The sequence below is a fragment of the Aquabacterium sp. genome (assembly GCF_016195855.1).
Taxonomy (GTDB): Bacteria; Pseudomonadota; Gammaproteobacteria; order Burkholderiales; family Burkholderiaceae_C; genus Aquabacterium.
In genome coordinates this window covers 83,320-98,754 of record NZ_JACPYU010000023.1, presented here as the reverse complement: position 1 = coordinate 98,754, position 15,435 = coordinate 83,320, and the positions used below count along the sequence as shown (strand labels likewise).

Below are 15,435 nucleotides of genomic sequence, written 5' to 3'. Positions count from 1 at the left end.
GATATGGCACCGCATCCCCTTGTTACGGTGCGCGCGATGGGCCCGCCTGTCAAGGACAAGCCCACAAGCCTCAGAACGCCAGCCGCGCCTCCAGGGTCAGCATGCGGCCGCGGGCATCGAAGTAGCGCTCGTCATAGCCCAGCATCTGGCCTTTGCCCGCGCCGATCTGGTTAAGCGACAGGGGCGGCTTGGTGTCGAAGAGGTTGATCACACCGGCCGTCACTTGCAAGGCCTCGCTGAGCTGCCAGCTGGTCTGCCAATCCCACAGCACCTGATCTGCAGCTTTGAGGCGGATCTGCTGCGCCGGCCCCGAAACCTGGCCGTTGGCATCCAAAGGATAAGCCGTGACGGGGGCGTCCTCGTAGCCGGATTGGTAACGCGCTGTCAGGGTGTGTGTCCAGCCCGAGCGGACCAGGCTGGTGCGCCAGTTGGCACGCCATTTCAAGGTGGCACCGCCATAACGCCCATCGTCGATCGCGCTGAACCAGGGGCCACCTGGGTACAGCTGGCTGTCTTCACGCAGCATGACCGTGGCGCGCAGCTGGCTGTCGATCACGCCGATGGCGGTGGGGCGCCGGGCGCTGGCCAGCAGGTCCAGGCCGGACGACATCAGCGTGCCCAGGTTGGCCGGACGCCCTTGCAGGGCCAGTTGTGGGCCGCTGCCGGTGTCCACCGTGGTCCAGGCTTGCGGCACCGCCAGGGGGTTCTCGAAGGCCACGGCTTCGTCCACCGCCCCGATGCGGTCATGGATGTGCACGGCCCACAAGTCGGCGCCCAGCACATAGCCTGCTGCGGGTGCCAGCCTCAGCCCCAGGTTAGCCTGCACCGATTTCTCGGGCTGCAAGTCGCCATTGCCGCCGACCACCAGGGGGTAAATGGCCGCGGCACTGCAAGGCGCCGCGCCCAGCGACAGCGCCACGGCTTGCAGATCGGCGTTGCAGTCGTAGGACTTGCTGGTGACCCCATCGGAGCGCCCGGGCGAGCGCAGCTGGTTGAGCGTGGGCGTGCGAAAACCCGTGCCCAGCGAGGCCCGCCACAGGAGGTTCGGCGCAGCCTGCCAGCGTGCGCTGGTCTTGCCCGTCCACGACTGCCCTGCGTATTCATCGTGGTCGGTGCGCACGGCGGCATTCAAAGCCAGCGCCTTGGTGATGGGCGCCTGCCATTCGCTGAACAAGCCCCACACATAGCGCGACGCGCTGGAGGCCTGCATGGGCACGGCGTCACCCAGGCGCAGGTTGCCCGCATCGAATGATGACGCCAGTGTGCCGGCAGCGGGGTCAGACAACATGCCTTGCGCGAACAGGCTGGGCTGGAAGCGCAGGCCCTCATGCCGCAGGTTGGCGCCCACGGCCCATTTGAGCGGGCCGCCCGGCAAGGGCATCAGCTCACGCGAAGCCAGCCATTGCAACTCGGCCAGCGTGGAGCGGCCACTGAGCCAATGGCCGTTGTAGCTGGCGGCCCTTTGCGCAGCCAGCTCCGTCGCGCTCTGCTGGCCCGGCCCCACCACGGGATTGACGAAACCATCGTCAAACAAGCGCTGGGCCGCGTTGGCGCTCAAGGCATGGTCGATGTCGCTGCGCTGGTAGCTGGTCGAGTAGCTCAAGCCTGCGGACCAGGACCAATCGTGCAAGCGGCCTTCCAGCCGCGCCGCCAGGTGCGCCAGATCTGAGGTGTCTTCGAAGCCGCGGCGGCCGAGGTCGACGAATCGGTAGCTCAGCAGCGTGGGGTCGTCCTGCACACCCAGGCCGCTGAGGTAGTTGGTGTACGTCGGTGAACTGCTGGACAAGGCCAGCGTTGTGGCAGCTGGCGCTAAATGGGACGTGACCACGCTGCGCGACAGCAGCAGGTCCAACTGCAGCTTGCTGCCCTCGGCAAACTGCCGGGTGTAGCTGCCCATCAGGCTGTGCTGAGCCTGCTCGGGCACCAGATCCAGATCAGCCGCGTAGTTGTAAGAGCAAGTGGGGAAGCCGGGGAAATCCGGGTACTCGTACAGATAGCTGCCCTGAGGACATTGCCCGGTGGCCTGCTGCACGGGGTTGCCAAAGAAATTCGAGTCGTAGATGGTGGCGGCCGCTGTCGTGTCCTGCACGTCGGTGAATCGGTAGCGCTGCCCCTGGTAATCGAACACTTTGAAGGCGTCTCGCGCATAGCCCCTTGCCGTGGCCCTCAAGGCACTGCGGCGCATGGCCGAGACACCCAGGCTCAGGTTCTGCCCGGTGCTGTCAACGCTGCCCATGCTCTTGAAGGCGCTCAGCCGCCACTCACGCGCCCCACCGCGCGGCCAGGTCACGCCGGCCGTGGCCTCGTTGGCTTCGCCGTCACGCCGGGTGATGATGTTGACCACCCCACCCAGTGCATCGGCGCCATACAGCGCGGACGCGCCGTCGGCCAGCACCTCGATGCGCTCGACCATGGCCAGCGGGATGGTGTTGATGTCCACCCCCGACAGGGCCCCGTTGCTCAGCTGGCCGCCAAACGGCGCCACGCGCTGGCCGTTGAGCAGCACCAGGGTGTAGGCGTCGCCCAGGTTGTGGATGGACACGCTGGCATAGCCGCGCGAGTCGTTGCCCACCACGGCGCTGGTCTGCACCATGCCCTGCATCATCGGCAGTTGCTGCAACAGCTCGGTGGTGGTGCGTGCGCCAGAGCGCTCGATGTCGGCGCGGCCCAGCACGGTCACGGGCACTGCAGCGGTTTGCGCATCAGAGCCGCGCAAGGCGCTGCCGGTGACCTGGATGGCCGGCAGGCGGTCGCCGGACAGGTCGGTGAGAGCAGGGGCAGATGGGGGGGCCGGCATGGCGGCAATCTGGGCTGACGCGCCCGTGGCCATCGAGGCGCACAGCACGGCAAGGGCCCAAGCCACCGCCGTCAAAGGGCAGGATCGGTTCATGGGCGAGCAATTCCAGGGGTAAAGCTGCGCCGCAGTGTAGGCGCAGCCCGGCCCCGGCCGATAGCCCGCCGCCCCTTCAGCTTAGGGGGATCAAGCCGAGGATCAAGCCACCGTGGCCGGCGCCAGCAAACGGGCGAGCAGGGCGCCCTTGTATTGCGCGGCCAGCGGAATGCGCACACGCAGCGGGCTGCCGGGCGCGACCTCGATGGGCTCGCCCTCCAGGTTGCGCATGGCCTGCAGCGTGACGATCTGGTTGCCGCTGGGGTGGATCACCTCGATGGTATCGCCCACGGCGAACTTGTTCTTGACCTCGACCTCGGCCCAGCCGTCTTCGATGCCGCGCACCTCGGCCACGAACTTGCTGCGCTGGAACTCGGAGTGTCCGGTGATGTAGTTCTGGTAGTCCTGCGCGGGGTGGCGTTGCAGGAAACCGCCGGTGTAGCCCCGGTTGGCCATGCCTTCAAGCTGCAGCAACAGATCGGGGTTGAAAGGCTTGCCGGCCACGGCATCGTCAATGGCCTGGCGGTAGACCTGGGCCACGCGGGCCACGTAGTACAGGGACTTGGTGCGGCCCTCCACCTTGAGCGAATCGACCCCGATGGCGGCCAGGCGCGCCACGTGCTCCACGGCGCGCAGGTCCTTGGAGTTCATGATGTAGGTGCCGTGCTCGTCTTCCATGATGGGCATCAGCTCGCCCGGGCGCTCGGACTCTTCCAGCAGGTAGACCTGGTCGGCCGCCGGGTGGCGCCGGCCGTCACCGCAGGCAGAGAAGGCCTGCTCGGCCTCGGTCTGCTCGTGCGCGAAATTGAAGTCGCCCTCCAGCTTGATGGGGATGACCTCGCCCGTGTCCGACAGCTCGGAGCCGGTGTGGGTCTTGTAGTCCCAGCGGCAGGCATTGGTGCAGGTGCCCTGATTGGGGTCGCGGCGGTTGAAGTAGCCCGACAGCAGGCAACGGCCCGAATACGCGATGCACAGGGCGCCGTGCACAAAGACTTCCAGCTCCATGTCCGGGCACTCCTGGCGGATCTTCTCGATCTCATCGAGGCTCAGCTCGCGCGACAGGATGATGCGCTTGACGCCCACCTTCTCCCAGAACTTGACGGTGGCGTAGTTGGTCGTGTTGGCCTGCACGGACAGGTGCACGGCCACCTCGGGCCACTTCTCGCGCACCATCATGATCAGGCCAGGGTCGGCCATGATGATGCCGTCGGGCTTCATGGCGATCACCGGCTCGATGTCGCGCAGGTAGGTGCGCACCTTGTCGTTGTGCGCCAGCAGGTTGCTGGTGACGTAGAACTTCTTGCCGCGCTGCTTGGCCTCGGTGATGCCTTGCTGCAGCTGCTCCAGCTTGAACTCGTTGTTGCGCGCGCGCAGGGAATAGCGCGGCTGGCCGGCGTAGACGGCATCGGCGCCGAAGTCATAGGCGGCACGCATCTTGTCGAGCGAGCCGGCGGGCAAAAGCAGTTCAGGGGCAGGGCGTGTCATAGCCTTGTATTTTCGCGCGTTCTGCGCTGCCTGGGGTGGCTTTCGAGCGCCCGGGGCGCTTCGGGCTTAGCATCCCCAGGTGGCCGGCCCTTTGCAGGCTGTGCCCATTGCATCTGTTTTTGCGCCCGCTGAAATGTCGACCCTCACCTCCGCCATGCCTGACGCCTTGAGCCACCTCGAACCCGCCGCTGTGTGGGCCCACTTCGCCACCCTGTGCCGCATCCCGCGCCAGTCCAAGCAGGAAGACGCGTTGCGTGATCATTTGCGTCAATGGGCAGACAACCTGGGCCTGGGCACCCAGGTGGACCCTGCCGGCAACCTGATCGTGCGCAAGCCCGCCAGCCCGGGGCGCGAGCACGTGCCCGGCCTGGTGCTGCAGGGCCATCTGGACATGGTCTGCCAGAAGAACAGCGATTCGAACCACGACTTCAGCCGCGACCCGATCCGCCCCGTCTTGAAAGACGGCTGGGTCATGGCCGAAGGCACCACCCTGGGCGCCGACAACGGCATGGGCGTGGCCATGATCCTGGCCTTGCTGGCCGACCCGGCCTTGCCACACGGCCCCATCGAAGCGCTGTTCACCGTGGACGAAGAAGCCGGCATGGGTGGCGCGCAAGGGCTGCAGCCCGGCTTGCTGCAAGGCCGGCTGATGCTGAACCTGGACACCGAAGCCTGGGGCGAGTTCTACCTGGGTTGCGCCGGCGGCATGGATGTCAACGTGGCGCGCACGGGCCCTGCCGAGCCGATGCCGCCCGAGCACGATGCCTGGCGCATCAGCCTGACCGGGCTGCGCGGCGGCCACTCTGGCGTCAACATCCATGAAGAGCGCGGCAACGCCATCAAGCTGCTGGTGCGCGTGCTGCAAGGCCTGCAAGCGCTGGGCGATGTGCGCCTGATCAGCCTGCAGGGCGGCTCGGCGCGCAACGCCCTGCCGCGCGAGGCCTTTGCGGTGGTGGCCGTCCCCGAGGCCCTGGCGGCCGACCTTGCGCAGATCCTGCTGTCATGGCAAACGCTGCTGCTGCAGGAGCTCGAAGGGGTGGAGCCCCGCCTCGAACTGCGCGCGGACGCTGCGCAGGCCAGTCAGGTGATGGCCGCAGCCGAACAGGACATCTGGCTGCAGGGCCTGCACGCCGCGCCCCACGGCGTGCGCCGCATGAGCCAGCGGGTGCCCGGCGTGGTCGAGACCTCGAACAACCTGGGCATGGTGGACATGGGCCCCACGGGCGGCCACTGCAACTTCATGGTGCGCTCGCTGCGCGACAGTGGCAGCCAGGCCCTGGCCGACGAGATCGTGAGCCTGTGGGCGCTGTCGGGCACCCAGGCCGAACAGAGCGGCGCCTACCCGGGCTGGACCCCCAACCCCGACTCGCCCTTGCTGGCGCTGTGCCAGCGGGTGTACCTGGGCGAATTCAAGGCACCGTCTGCCGTGCAAGTGATCCACGCAGGGCTGGAGTGCGGCATCATCGCGGCCAAGTACCCGGGCATGGACATCGTGTCCTTCGGGCCCACCATCAAGGGGGCCCACGCGCCCGGCGAGCAGGTGGACGCGGCCTCGGTGGCGCGCACCTGGCAACTGTTCACGGCCATCGTGTCGGCCATCGGTACATGAGTGACACCGGCCGCGACGCAGCCCGCGATTCAGGCAGTAAGCGCGCCCTGTGCCCACGCTGCGAGCGGCCGCTCAGGGCGTGCCTGTGCGCCTGGATCACCCCCACGGCCAATGAGACCCCACTGCTGATCCTGCAGCACCCGCTGGAGGTGCACCAGGCCAAAGGCAGCGCACGCCTGCTGCAATTGAGCCTGCAGCACAGCCACACGCTGGTGGGCGAAGCCTTTGACCCGATGGCCCTGCCAGCCTGGTTGAGCCCCCCGCAAGACGAAGCCCGGCAGACCGTGCTGCTCTACCCTGCGCACGCCGACCTGCCCGCGCCATCCGTGTCTGCCCACGATCTGCAGCCCGCGCGAACCCGCCTGGTCGTGCTGGACGGCACCTGGCGCAAGAGCCTGCGCATGCTGCACCTCAACCCACAGTTGCAAGCCCTGCCCCGGCTCGCGCTGCAACCAGACGGGCCCTCGCGCTACCTGATCCGCAAGGCCCACCGCCCCGATCAGCTGTCCACGCTGGAGGCCAGTTGCATGGCCCTGGCCCAACTGGAGCGCACACCCGCGCGCTATGCCCCGCTGTTGGCCGCGTTTGACGCCTTCGTGGCCGCGCAGGCAGCCTTTGGCCACGCCGCCTCTCAGGGCACTTGACCCTGAGCACAGAGAGGGCATAGGGGCATGTCGCAAGCAACGGGCTTGTGGTCTACTAAGACTTGCTGTAAGTCGTATTGATGCTGTACCCGCCCACCTGGCCTCCTCAATCGAGGCCAGGTGCCTGACACCCACGCATCCAACACGCCATGCCCGAGCTGCTCACCTTGAGCGACGGTGACATCGCAAAGAAATCAGGGCCTTCCGTTCTGACCAGTGTCGCCCCCGGCGCCATCTGGCGAATCCGCACGAACCTGGCTTTGCTGATCCTTGCCTGCCTGCTGCCCGGCATCCTGCTGTCGGCCTGGTTCATCGTGTCTGACTACCATCAGCGCAAGGCGCAGGCCATCGAGCACGCCATCTCGATCGCGCGCGCCACCGCAGCCAGCCTGGACCGGGACATCGCCAGCGTGACCGCCGGGCTGCGCGTGCTGGCCTCCACCAGCACCCTGCAGGCCGACGACCTGCCCGGCTTCTACACTCAGGCACAAAGCGCGCTGCCTTACCAGAACATCTCCAACTATGTGCTGATTGACGAGGCGGGCCGCCAGCAGGTCAACACCATCGTGCCCTGGGGCGCCCCCTTGCCCCTGCTTGGCGGGCCACCCCAGCTCAAGCGCATCTTCGACACGGGTGAACCGGTACTGACCGATGTGTTTGTCGGGCCGGTGACGGGCAAGCCCATCCTGGCACTGGGCGTACCGGTCAAACGCGACGGACGAACGCTCTACAGCCTCAACGCCGGCATTTTTCCCAGCCGTTTTGCCAGCGTGCTCACCGCGCAGAACCTGCCCAGGGACTGGATCAGCTCGGTACTGGACAGCCAGGGCCACATCGTGGCGCGCACCCATGAGATGGACCGATTCGTGGGCCGCCCCGCCGTGCCCGATCTGATCCGCATGTCCCGGCAAATACGCGATGGCGTGCTGGCAACCGTGACGCTCGAAGGCATCCCCGTGATCACCGCCTTCAGCCGCTCGCGTGTATCCGACTGGTGCGTCGCGGTCGGCATCCCCCAGGCGCAGATCACCGGCGAGCTCAAGCGATCGCTGATCACCTTGCTGGTCATCAGCACCCTGACCTTTGCCCTGGCGCTGTGGATGGCCTGGTGGCTGGCCATGAACCGCGTCATCAACCCCACCCAGCGCCTGCTCAACCGCATGCGGGCTGTGGCGCATGGTGAAGCCCCCGACCCGACAGACGGCGAGCGCATCCCGCATGAGTTCGCCCTGCTGGAGCAAGGCTTCGCCGACATGGGCGAGCGCCTGCGCGAGCGCGAGCGTGAACGCGAGGCCAAGCTGGCCGCCGAAGCCGCCAACCTGGCCAAGACCAGCTTCCTGTCGCGCATGAGCCATGAGTTGCGCACGCCCCTCAATGCCGTGCTGGGTTTCACGCAGGTGCTGCTGCTCAGCCAACAAGAGCCGCTGAGCCCACAGCAGCGCGAGATGGTCCAGCACATCGACCACGCGGGCCACCACTTGCTGGACATGATTGGCGACGTGCTGGATGTCTCGCGCATCGAGTCCGGGCAGATGCACATCCACGCCACCGAGCTGGAGGTGGCCACGCTGATCCAGTCCTGCCACGAGATGATGGCGCCGCAGGCTCAGGCCGCCGGCCTGCATTTCAACGTCTCCATGCAAGGTGAGACCGGACGGGTGTTGACCGACCCCACGCGCCTCAAACAGGTGCTGCTCAATCTGCTGAGCAACGCCATCAAATACAACCGGCCAGGCGGCAGCATCACGCTCAGCGCCTGGCGTGATGGCGCCCATGTGCGCTTTGCCGTGAGCGACACCGGGCTGGGGATGGCCCCCGACCAGCTCCAGCACCTGTTCGAGCCCTTCAACCGCCTGGGCCGGCACAGCGGCCACATCCCCGGTGCCGGCATCGGCCTGGTGATCTGCAAGCAACTGCTGGAGTTGATGGGCAGCACCCTGCATGTGCACAGCCAGGCCGGCCAGGGCAGCGAATTCGTGTTCGAGATGCCCTCGATCACGCGCTGAGCGCTGTCCGGTTTCCCATTGCTTTGGCGCGCGCGCTGTTGCATATTGCCTCCATGGTGGGCGCTTGCGCTCATTTATTCCCCCGCCCAAATAGCCCTTTCGATATCCTGTCTATTCCGATGCAGATGCCCGGCGTACCTGGCTGCTGCATATCCAGCAGTTGACGAGCACCCGTCCGGGGAGACAGCATGGCTCTTTCAGAGCACGATCCGACATCGCACGGCACGTGGGCTGACGCGTTGAGCGAGCAGTTGCACGAGCACGTCGATCTGGGCGCGTTGCTGGCCGCCATGCCCGACCTGATCTGGGTCAAGGACATCCATGGTGCCTACCTGGCCTGCAACCCGGAGTTCGAACGCTTTTTTGGTGCCAGGCAGGCCGACATCGTGGGCAAGCGCGACGAGGATTTCGTCGGGCTGGAACAGGCCGCGCACTTTCGAAAAAGCGATCAGGCCGTCATGGCCGCCGGGCGCTCTCACACCTCGGAATCGCAGCTGACCTATGCCAGTGATGGGCGCCAGGTGCTGGTGCAATCGCTCAAGACCCCGCTGTTCGACGCGCACGGCCAGCTCTACGCCGTGGCCGGCATCGCACGCGACATCACCGCCCTGCGCCAGACCCAGCTGGAGCTGCGCAAGATCAACCGGGCCGCCCGGTTGCTGGGCGAATGCAGCAGCATGCTGATTCAGGCGCAAGACGAACAGGCGCTGCTGCACCGGGTGTGCGAGCTGGCCGTGAACGAGGCCGGCTACCTGATGGCCTGGGTGGGCGTGGCCGAGGACGCACCGGGCAAACCGATACGCGCCACCGCGTGGGCAGGCACGGCCGAGGCCTACCTGGAAGGCACCGCGTTTTCATGGGCCGATGACGCCAGCGGCCAGGGCCCCTGCGGCGTGGCCGTGCGCACCATGGCCCCGGTGTGCAACCAGAACTTCCTCACCAACCCGGCCATGGCCCCCTGGCGCGACAAGGCCAAGGCGCACGGCTTCCAGTCCTCCGCGGGCCTGCCCTTCAGGCTGGACGAACAGACCGTGGGCGTGCTGTCCCTGTATGCCCCCGAGCCCGATGCCTTCCAGAAGGACGAAGTCGAGCTGCTCACCAAGCTGACCGCGACCCTGAGCTACGGCCTGGGCGCGATCAAGGCCCGCCGCAGCCGTGACCAGGCCCAGCGTGAGCTGGAAGGCTACCGCGCACACCTGGAGCAACTGGTCAGCCAGCGCACGCAAGAGCTGGAGCAAGCCCGCAACGAAGCCGTGCTGGCCAACCAGGCCAAGAGCACCTTCCTGGCCAATATGAGCCACGAGATCCGCACACCGATGAACGCCATCATCGGTTTGCTGGCCCTCTTGCGCCGGGATCTGCACGACGCCGCCCAGATCCAGAAGCTCGATCAGGCCGACGCCGCCTCGGCCCACCTGCTGCAGGTCATCAACGACATCCTGGACATCTCCAAGATCGAAGCGGGCCGCCTGACGCTGGCCGAGCGGGACTTCGACCTGCGCGAGGTGGTGGCCCACGTGTTCGACCTGGTGCGCGGGCGGGCCTCGCAGGCCAAGGTCGACCTGGTTCAAGACCTGGACACCGCCCTGCCCAAATGCCTGCATGGCGACGACATGCGCCTGCAGCAGGTGCTGCTGAACTTTGCCAGCAACGCCGTGAAGTTCACGGAGCGCGGCCGTGTGTCGCTGTCGGTGCGGCTGATCTCGCCGCCGGCTGGGTACGAGCAAAACGGCCGGATCTGGCTGCACATGGCCATGCAGGACACCGGCATCGGCATCGCCACAGACAAGCTCGACACCCTGTTCAAGGCCTTCGAGCAAGGTGACCGATCCAACACGCGCCGCTATGGCGGCACCGGCCTGGGCCTGGCCATCAGCAAGCGCCTGGTGACCTTGATGGGCGGGCGCATCGGGGCCTTCAGCACACCCGGTCAGGGCAGCACCTTCTGGGTCGAGTTGCCCTTCATGCCGGGGAGGCATGCCGAGCACAGCCTGGCATCGCAGGCACAAGGCAAGGCCGCTTTGCGCCTGGACCAGCTCAAGGGCGTGCGCATCCTGCTGGCCGAGGACAACGCCGTCAACCGCCTGGTCACCATCGAGGGCCTGGCCGGCTCGGGCATCGAATTTGACGTCGCCCTCAATGGCGAGGAGGCCGTGATCAAGGCCAGCCGCCATCACTACGACCTCATCCTGATGGACGTGCAGATGCCGCTGATGAACGGCCTGGAGGCCACGCAGCTGATCCGCCAACTGCCCGGTTGCGCCACCCTGCCCATCGTGGCCATGACGGCCAATGCCTTTGAAGAGGATCGCATGGAGTGCCTGGCCGCCGGCATGAACGACCACATCAGCAAGCCCATCACGCCCACCTTGCTGCTCGAGCGCATTGCACGCTGGGTGAGCGAACGCCCGACTCAACACGGTTGAGTGGCCCTGTCCGGCCAGGACGGGGAAAGGAGGCTCAGTAGTGCGGCGGCAGCTCGTCGCGCAGGCTGCGGAAACCGCCCGCGCTGGCATCCGAGGCCTGCTGGCGCAACTGGATGACCTCGTTGATCAGCAAGTCGATCTGCTGCTGCTGGCGCACCACCAGCTGGTTGAGGTGGTCCAGCAGGTCTTCGGTGAAGCCGGACTTGATTTCCAGATCGGTCAGCCGCTTGTCGATGAGGTCGGTGTGTTCCATGCCCGTATTGGACCCGAAAACGGCGCAGGGCGACACCGGCTCACCCGGGCGCGCCCCAGGCCGTGACGGCAAAGGCGTCGATGAAGCGCGGCAGATCGGCCTCGGGCAGGGCGTCGATGCCTGCCGCGCGTGCCCGGCCGTTGCCACCAAAGGCCTGGCACAAAGCGGCCGCACCACCCGGGCATTGCAAGGGCGCGCGCACGCTCACGCTGTAGCCCCCACCGGGCAGCTGGCGCAACACGGCCTGGGCCTGATCGGGGCGCTCGTTGGCCAGCTCATTGGCCAGCACGCCAACCACGCGGCGGGCCCAGGCCTCGTCAGGCAGGCACAGCACGCGGCCTTGAGCGCCTTGCAGGCCTTGCCACAAGGGCGTGAGGTGGCGCGCCTGCGTCAGATCGGCTTGGCGCAAGGCGTCCAGCTCGTCGGCCAGAGGCTCCTTGGCCAGCAGGTCCAGCGGATCGCGGTAGCGCGCCAGCACGGCATACAAGCGCGCAGGCGGCAGGTGCACATCGGCCTCGGACTCGCCATAGGCGTTGTAGTTGATGCCCTCGCCCAGGCGCTGCAAGGCCTGGCGCTGCGCCTGGCTCAAACCCGAAGCGATCGCCATCTGGTCGGCCACCGCCGTGAGGTTGTCGCCATAGGCGCCCACCAGGGCCCAGTGCCGGCAGGCACCGTGCAGCAACTGATCCACCAGCAGGCTGGTGCACACCTCGCTGCCCTGGTCCACATGGGCTTGCAGCAAGGGGTGATCGGGCACGGTGCCGGTGGCATGGTGATCTACATAACGCACACGCACACCGGCATCCAGCAAGCGCAACAAGGCAGGCTGGTTGCGCTGCATGGACAGGTCGAACACATTGACCTCGTCGCCGGCCTGCGCCTGGGTCTGCACCTGCGCCAGCAAGCTGATCTCGCGCTTGAGCCCGGTGATCAGGCGGGCTGGGGCAGGCTCGTGGCAGCGCCACTGCACGGTCGCGCACAGGCCATCGGCATCACCGTTGCAGACATCGAATCGTTGCATGGGCTTGGCCATTTCCCCTTTTGCTTTCTCCGCGGCTCAGGCTGGCGCATCGGACAACCATTGTGCCGCCAGCGTCTGGGCTGAGCACGGCCGAGCTGCGTCCACCACCAGGGTATGGGCACGCTCGCTGTCCAGCAAGGGCAGGGCCTGCGCCAGCTGGGCGGTGAGCACGGCCAGGTCCGCCTCGGAGGCATCGTGCCCACGGGCGCGTCGGGCCACGATGCGCTCGCGCAGCACGGCCTCGGGCGCTTCGCAATGCAGGATGTGAAAGGGCAGCGCCAGTTGCTGCGCCAGCGCGTGAAAGCGCGCGCGATCGGCCTCGTGCAGAAAAGTCGCATCCACGATGACCGGCCAGCCAGCCTCCAGCGCCACCTGCGCCAGTTTGAGCAAGCGCGCGTAGGTGGCCTCGGTGGTCTGGGCGTCGTAGATGCCACCGGCCACCTGGGCCGAAGAGGCGGCCCCCGGCCCCAGCCCGAACAGGCGCTTGCGCACCACGTCGGCCCGCAGGCGGATGGCGCCCGCCTGTGCCAGCAACTGGCCCGATACGAAGCTCTTGCCCGAGCCCGATACGCCGTGGGTGATCAGCAAACGCGGCCGGCCGGGCTCGATCAGCTGCAAGGCCAAGGCCAGGTAGTCGGGGCCTTGCTCCTGCCCACCATGGTCCTGCCCCCCATGATCCTGCCCCCCCTGGTCGCCCCGCAGCCGGGCCACCAGGGCCCGCACCATGGCGCGGTAGACCAGGTAGTAGCGCAGCACGGGCAGGCCGGCATGGTCCCCCCGCTCGTCCAGGTAGGCATTGAGAAAGCGCCAGGCCAGGTCGGCACGCGCATGGGCGAGCAAGTCCATCACCATGAAGGCGATGTCATTGAGGCCGTCGATCCAGCGCAATGCCGGGTCGAACTCGATGCAGTCAAATGCCGTCACCTCGTCACCCAGCACCACCGCATTGGCCAGGTGAAGGTCGCCATGGCCCTCGACGATGCGGCCCTGCACCTTGCGCTGCACCCAGGTGTCATGCAAGTGCGCGGCCTGCGCCTGCAACCAGGGCCGCAAGCGTGCGCAGGCCGCATCGCAGCCGTGCGCCACCAGGCCGTCGAGCAAGCCCTCGACCGGCCGCGTGATCTGCGCCGGGCTGCCCCAGTCGCTGCCCGGCTCGGCCATGTCGGCAGACTGGTGGAACACCGCCAGGCGCCGGGCCAGGCGGTCCAGCTGTGTGCCCTCCAGGCGGCCCACCGCCAGGCGTTCACTGAGCAGGGCGCCGGGCGCAAACTGCTTCATGCGCAGTGCGTATTCGATGGGCTCGCCTGCCATGGCAGCGTCGGCAGGATCGGCCTCCCCTGGCGAGCCCAGGCGCGGCGCGTCGGCGGTGCCCAAGACCGGGCAGACGTCCAGGTACAAATCCGGCGCCAGGCGGCGGTTGAGCACCAACTCCTGCTCGCACAGCCGCCGCCTTGTGGCCAGCTCGCTGAAGTCCAGAAAGGGCAGCTTCACCGGCTTCTTGATCTTCCAGGCGTGGGTGCCATCCAGCAGGACCCAGGAGATATGGGTCTCGATCAAGCGCGCCTCAAGTTGGCGCTGAAGGTGTTGAACCAGCTCGATCGACATGGGGGCACCTCACACCATGGGTTTGCGCCACACGCTGGCCAGCCAGGGCTGCTGCTCGCGGGGCAGCCCTTCGGGCCGGTAGTAGTGCAGCAACTCGACAAAACCGGCGGCCTGCAGATAGGCCTGCCAGCCGGCCAGCTCATGGTAGACGCCATAGCGCCCTGCCTGCCAGCCCTCCTGCCCCTGGCCACGCGGGTTGGAGCTGAACAGCACGCCACCGGGCTTGAGCGTGTCAAACAAGGCCTGCAGCACGCGAGGCAACTCCTGGCTGGGCACGTGGAACAAGGCCGCATTGGCGAACACACCATCGAAGCGGGATGCTGGCAAGTCCAGTGCCAGAAAGCTTTGTTCCAGCACCTCGCAGCCACTGTGCTGGCGCGCCATGGCGGCAAAACGGGGCGCGCCTTCCAGGCCCGTGGCGTGGTGCCCCATGTCGGCGAAGGCCTTGAGGTCGCGGCCCGGCCCGCAGCCAAAGTCCAGGATCTGGAAAGGGGCCGGCCCCTCGATGAAGCGCAACAGGGCCGCGATGTTCTGGCTCACGTCGTGGTCACGCGTGCCCAGCCAGAACGGCTCGGCCCGCGCCTCGTAATGCGCCAGGGTTTCAGAGGCAATGTGCTGCAGGTCTTGCTTGCTCAGGTCCATGCCTCATGTTGACACACAAGGCCTCAGGGGGCCGAAGCCGGCGCAGGTGCCACTGCCGCGGCAGTCGGCTTTTTCTCGCGCGTGAGGAAGATCAAGGGGATCAGGATGGGCACCAGCACCGCAAAGTAGATCATCAACATGCCGTCGGCCGTCGAGGCAATGGGCGAGGCCAGGTCTTGCGCGGCTTTTTCGCCTGCGGTCTCTTCGGCCTCCACGCTCACCTCGTAGGTGTGCGACAAGTTCGCATGGATGCGGCCGGTGCGCAAGGTGTGGCCCTGGATGTAGCGCTTGCCTTCCAGCGTGCCGTCGTGCCACCAGCTGCCATCGGGCTGGCGCTGAAAGTCCATGGCCTTGGCCTGCTCGGCTTCTGCCTCGCTCAAACCGGCGGGCAAGGTCAGGTGGAAGTCGCCCGTGGTGACGCCATCGACCGTGACCAGAAAGGGCTGAAAGCGCGCCGACGCCTTGGCCTTGAGCGGTGAGCCCAGCAAGGCCACAAGGTCCTCGGGCGCCGTGAAGATGTAGTGGTAGCGCTCGCCCAGGATGACGAACTGCTTCTTGTCCTGGGTGATCATCACCGTGGAGACCTTCTCGGTATAGGTCTGCCGGGTGACTTTGGGCGTGCTGCTGCACCCGGTGCCAGCCAGGGTGGCCTGCAACAGGCTCCAGGCCACGATGCGTCTGCGGTTCGGGTTCATGGGCATTCCTTCGGTGCGCAAACAAGGAAGGTAGCGCCTGCAAGGGCACCTCGACGCCCACGCCCCTGCGAAAGGGGGTGACCCACGAAGCCAATCGAGTGACCCTGCAACCCACCAGGCGACCAGGGCGCGGGTTTGCGCGCAAAGGGCCCACGTCGT

At 67.0% G+C, this 15,435-nt stretch carries 11 protein-coding genes; 4 read left to right on the top strand and 7 right to left on the bottom strand.

Features of this window, described 5'->3' with window-relative positions:
* Window positions 1-70 precede the first annotated feature (70 nt).
* Window positions 71-2,890 carry a TonB-dependent receptor gene (locus HY019_RS19110; RefSeq protein WP_290695219.1) on the bottom strand — a complete coding sequence of 940 codons (2,820 nt, stop codon included), beginning with the start codon at window positions 2,888-2,890 and terminating at the stop codon, window positions 71-73.
* 102 nt (window positions 2,891-2,992) lie between these two features.
* Window positions 2,993-4,375 carry a tRNA 5-hydroxyuridine modification protein YegQ gene (gene yegQ, locus HY019_RS19105; RefSeq protein WP_290695217.1) on the bottom strand — a complete coding sequence of 461 codons (1,383 nt, stop codon included), beginning with the start codon at window positions 4,373-4,375 and terminating at the stop codon, window positions 2,993-2,995.
* Window positions 4,376-4,508: 133 nt separating this feature from the next.
* Here yegQ and HY019_RS19100 point away from each other — a divergent pair, with 133 nt between their 5' ends.
* The 4 genes from HY019_RS19100 to HY019_RS19085 all read left to right on the top strand — a co-directional run bounded on the left by HY019_RS19100 (window position 4,509) and on the right by HY019_RS19085 (window position 11,060).
* Window positions 4,509-5,984: an aminoacyl-histidine dipeptidase gene (locus HY019_RS19100; RefSeq protein WP_290695215.1), complete on the top strand. Its 1,476-nt coding sequence runs from the start codon at window positions 4,509-4,511 to the stop codon at window positions 5,982-5,984.
* Window positions 5,981-6,628: a tRNA-uridine aminocarboxypropyltransferase gene (locus tag HY019_RS19095; RefSeq protein WP_290695213.1), complete on the top strand. Its 648-nt coding sequence runs from the start codon at window positions 5,981-5,983 to the stop codon at window positions 6,626-6,628. The genes HY019_RS19100 and HY019_RS19095 overlap by 4 nt, the downstream gene beginning before the upstream one ends.
* 149 nt (window positions 6,629-6,777) lie before the next feature.
* Window positions 6,778-8,634 (top strand): hybrid sensor histidine kinase/response regulator, encoded by a 1,857-nt coding sequence (locus tag HY019_RS19090; protein ID WP_290695211.1) that lies wholly within the window; start codon window positions 6,778-6,780, stop codon window positions 8,632-8,634.
* Window positions 8,635-8,822: 188 nt separating this feature from the next.
* Window positions 8,823-11,060 carry an ATP-binding protein gene (locus HY019_RS19085; RefSeq protein WP_290695209.1) on the top strand — a complete coding sequence of 746 codons (2,238 nt, stop codon included), beginning with the start codon at window positions 8,823-8,825 and terminating at the stop codon, window positions 11,058-11,060.
* A gap of 34 nt (window positions 11,061-11,094) precedes the next feature.
* On the opposite strand, the gene HY019_RS19080 is transcribed toward HY019_RS19085, so the two are convergent.
* Genes HY019_RS19080 through HY019_RS19060 form a run of 5 tightly spaced genes read right to left on the bottom strand, consistent with a single transcriptional unit; the run spans window position 11,095 to window position 15,276 of the window.
* Window positions 11,095-11,313, bottom strand: coding sequence for a SlyX family protein (locus HY019_RS19080; RefSeq protein ID WP_290695208.1), 219 nt, complete (start codon window positions 11,311-11,313; stop codon window positions 11,095-11,097).
* 40 nt (window positions 11,314-11,353) lie between these two features.
* On the bottom strand, window positions 11,354-12,334 hold the full coding sequence (locus HY019_RS19075; protein WP_290695207.1) for a hypothetical protein: 981 nt from the start codon (window positions 12,332-12,334) through the stop codon (window positions 11,354-11,356).
* A 36-nt stretch (window positions 12,335-12,370) separates the two neighbouring features.
* Window positions 12,371-13,939, bottom strand: a complete 1,569-nt coding sequence (locus tag HY019_RS19070; RefSeq protein ID WP_290695206.1) for a bifunctional aminoglycoside phosphotransferase/ATP-binding protein — start codon at window positions 13,937-13,939, stop codon at window positions 12,371-12,373.
* Window positions 13,940-13,948: 9 nt separating this feature from the next.
* Entirely contained in the window at window positions 13,949-14,581 is a 633-nt protein-coding gene (locus HY019_RS19065) for a class I SAM-dependent methyltransferase (RefSeq protein WP_290695204.1), read from the bottom strand.
* A 23-nt stretch (window positions 14,582-14,604) separates the two neighbouring features.
* Window positions 14,605-15,276, bottom strand: coding sequence for a hypothetical protein (locus HY019_RS19060; RefSeq protein ID WP_290695202.1), 672 nt, complete (start codon window positions 15,274-15,276; stop codon window positions 14,605-14,607).
* Window positions 15,277-15,435: the final 159 nt, after the last annotated feature.

What these genes read in the sequence shown, in the direction of transcription:
- HY019_RS19110 (WP_290695219.1), bottom strand. Translation starts at nt 2,890, where the DNA reads ATGAACCGATCCTGCCCTTTGACGGCGGTGGCTTGGGCCCTTGCCGTG.
- yegQ (WP_290695217.1), bottom strand. Translation starts at nt 4,375, where the DNA reads ATGACACGCCCTGCCCCTGAACTGCTTTTGCCCGCCGGCTCGCTCGAC.
- HY019_RS19100 (WP_290695215.1), top strand. Translation starts at nt 4,509, where the DNA reads ATGTCGACCCTCACCTCCGCCATGCCTGACGCCTTGAGCCACCTCGAA.
- HY019_RS19095 (WP_290695213.1), top strand. Translation starts at nt 5,981, where the DNA reads ATGAGTGACACCGGCCGCGACGCAGCCCGCGATTCAGGCAGTAAGCGC.
- HY019_RS19090 (WP_290695211.1), top strand. Translation starts at nt 6,778, where the DNA reads ATGCCCGAGCTGCTCACCTTGAGCGACGGTGACATCGCAAAGAAATCA.
- HY019_RS19085 (WP_290695209.1), top strand. Translation starts at nt 8,823, where the DNA reads ATGGCTCTTTCAGAGCACGATCCGACATCGCACGGCACGTGGGCTGAC.
- HY019_RS19080 (WP_290695208.1), bottom strand. Translation starts at nt 11,313, where the DNA reads ATGGAACACACCGACCTCATCGACAAGCGGCTGACCGATCTGGAAATC.
- HY019_RS19075 (WP_290695207.1), bottom strand. Translation starts at nt 12,334, where the DNA reads ATGCAACGATTCGATGTCTGCAACGGTGATGCCGATGGCCTGTGCGCG.
- HY019_RS19070 (WP_290695206.1), bottom strand. Translation starts at nt 13,939, where the DNA reads ATGTCGATCGAGCTGGTTCAACACCTTCAGCGCCAACTTGAGGCGCGC.
- HY019_RS19065 (WP_290695204.1), bottom strand. Translation starts at nt 14,581, where the DNA reads ATGGACCTGAGCAAGCAAGACCTGCAGCACATTGCCTCTGAAACCCTG.
- HY019_RS19060 (WP_290695202.1), bottom strand. Translation starts at nt 15,276, where the DNA reads ATGAACCCGAACCGCAGACGCATCGTGGCCTGGAGCCTGTTGCAGGCC.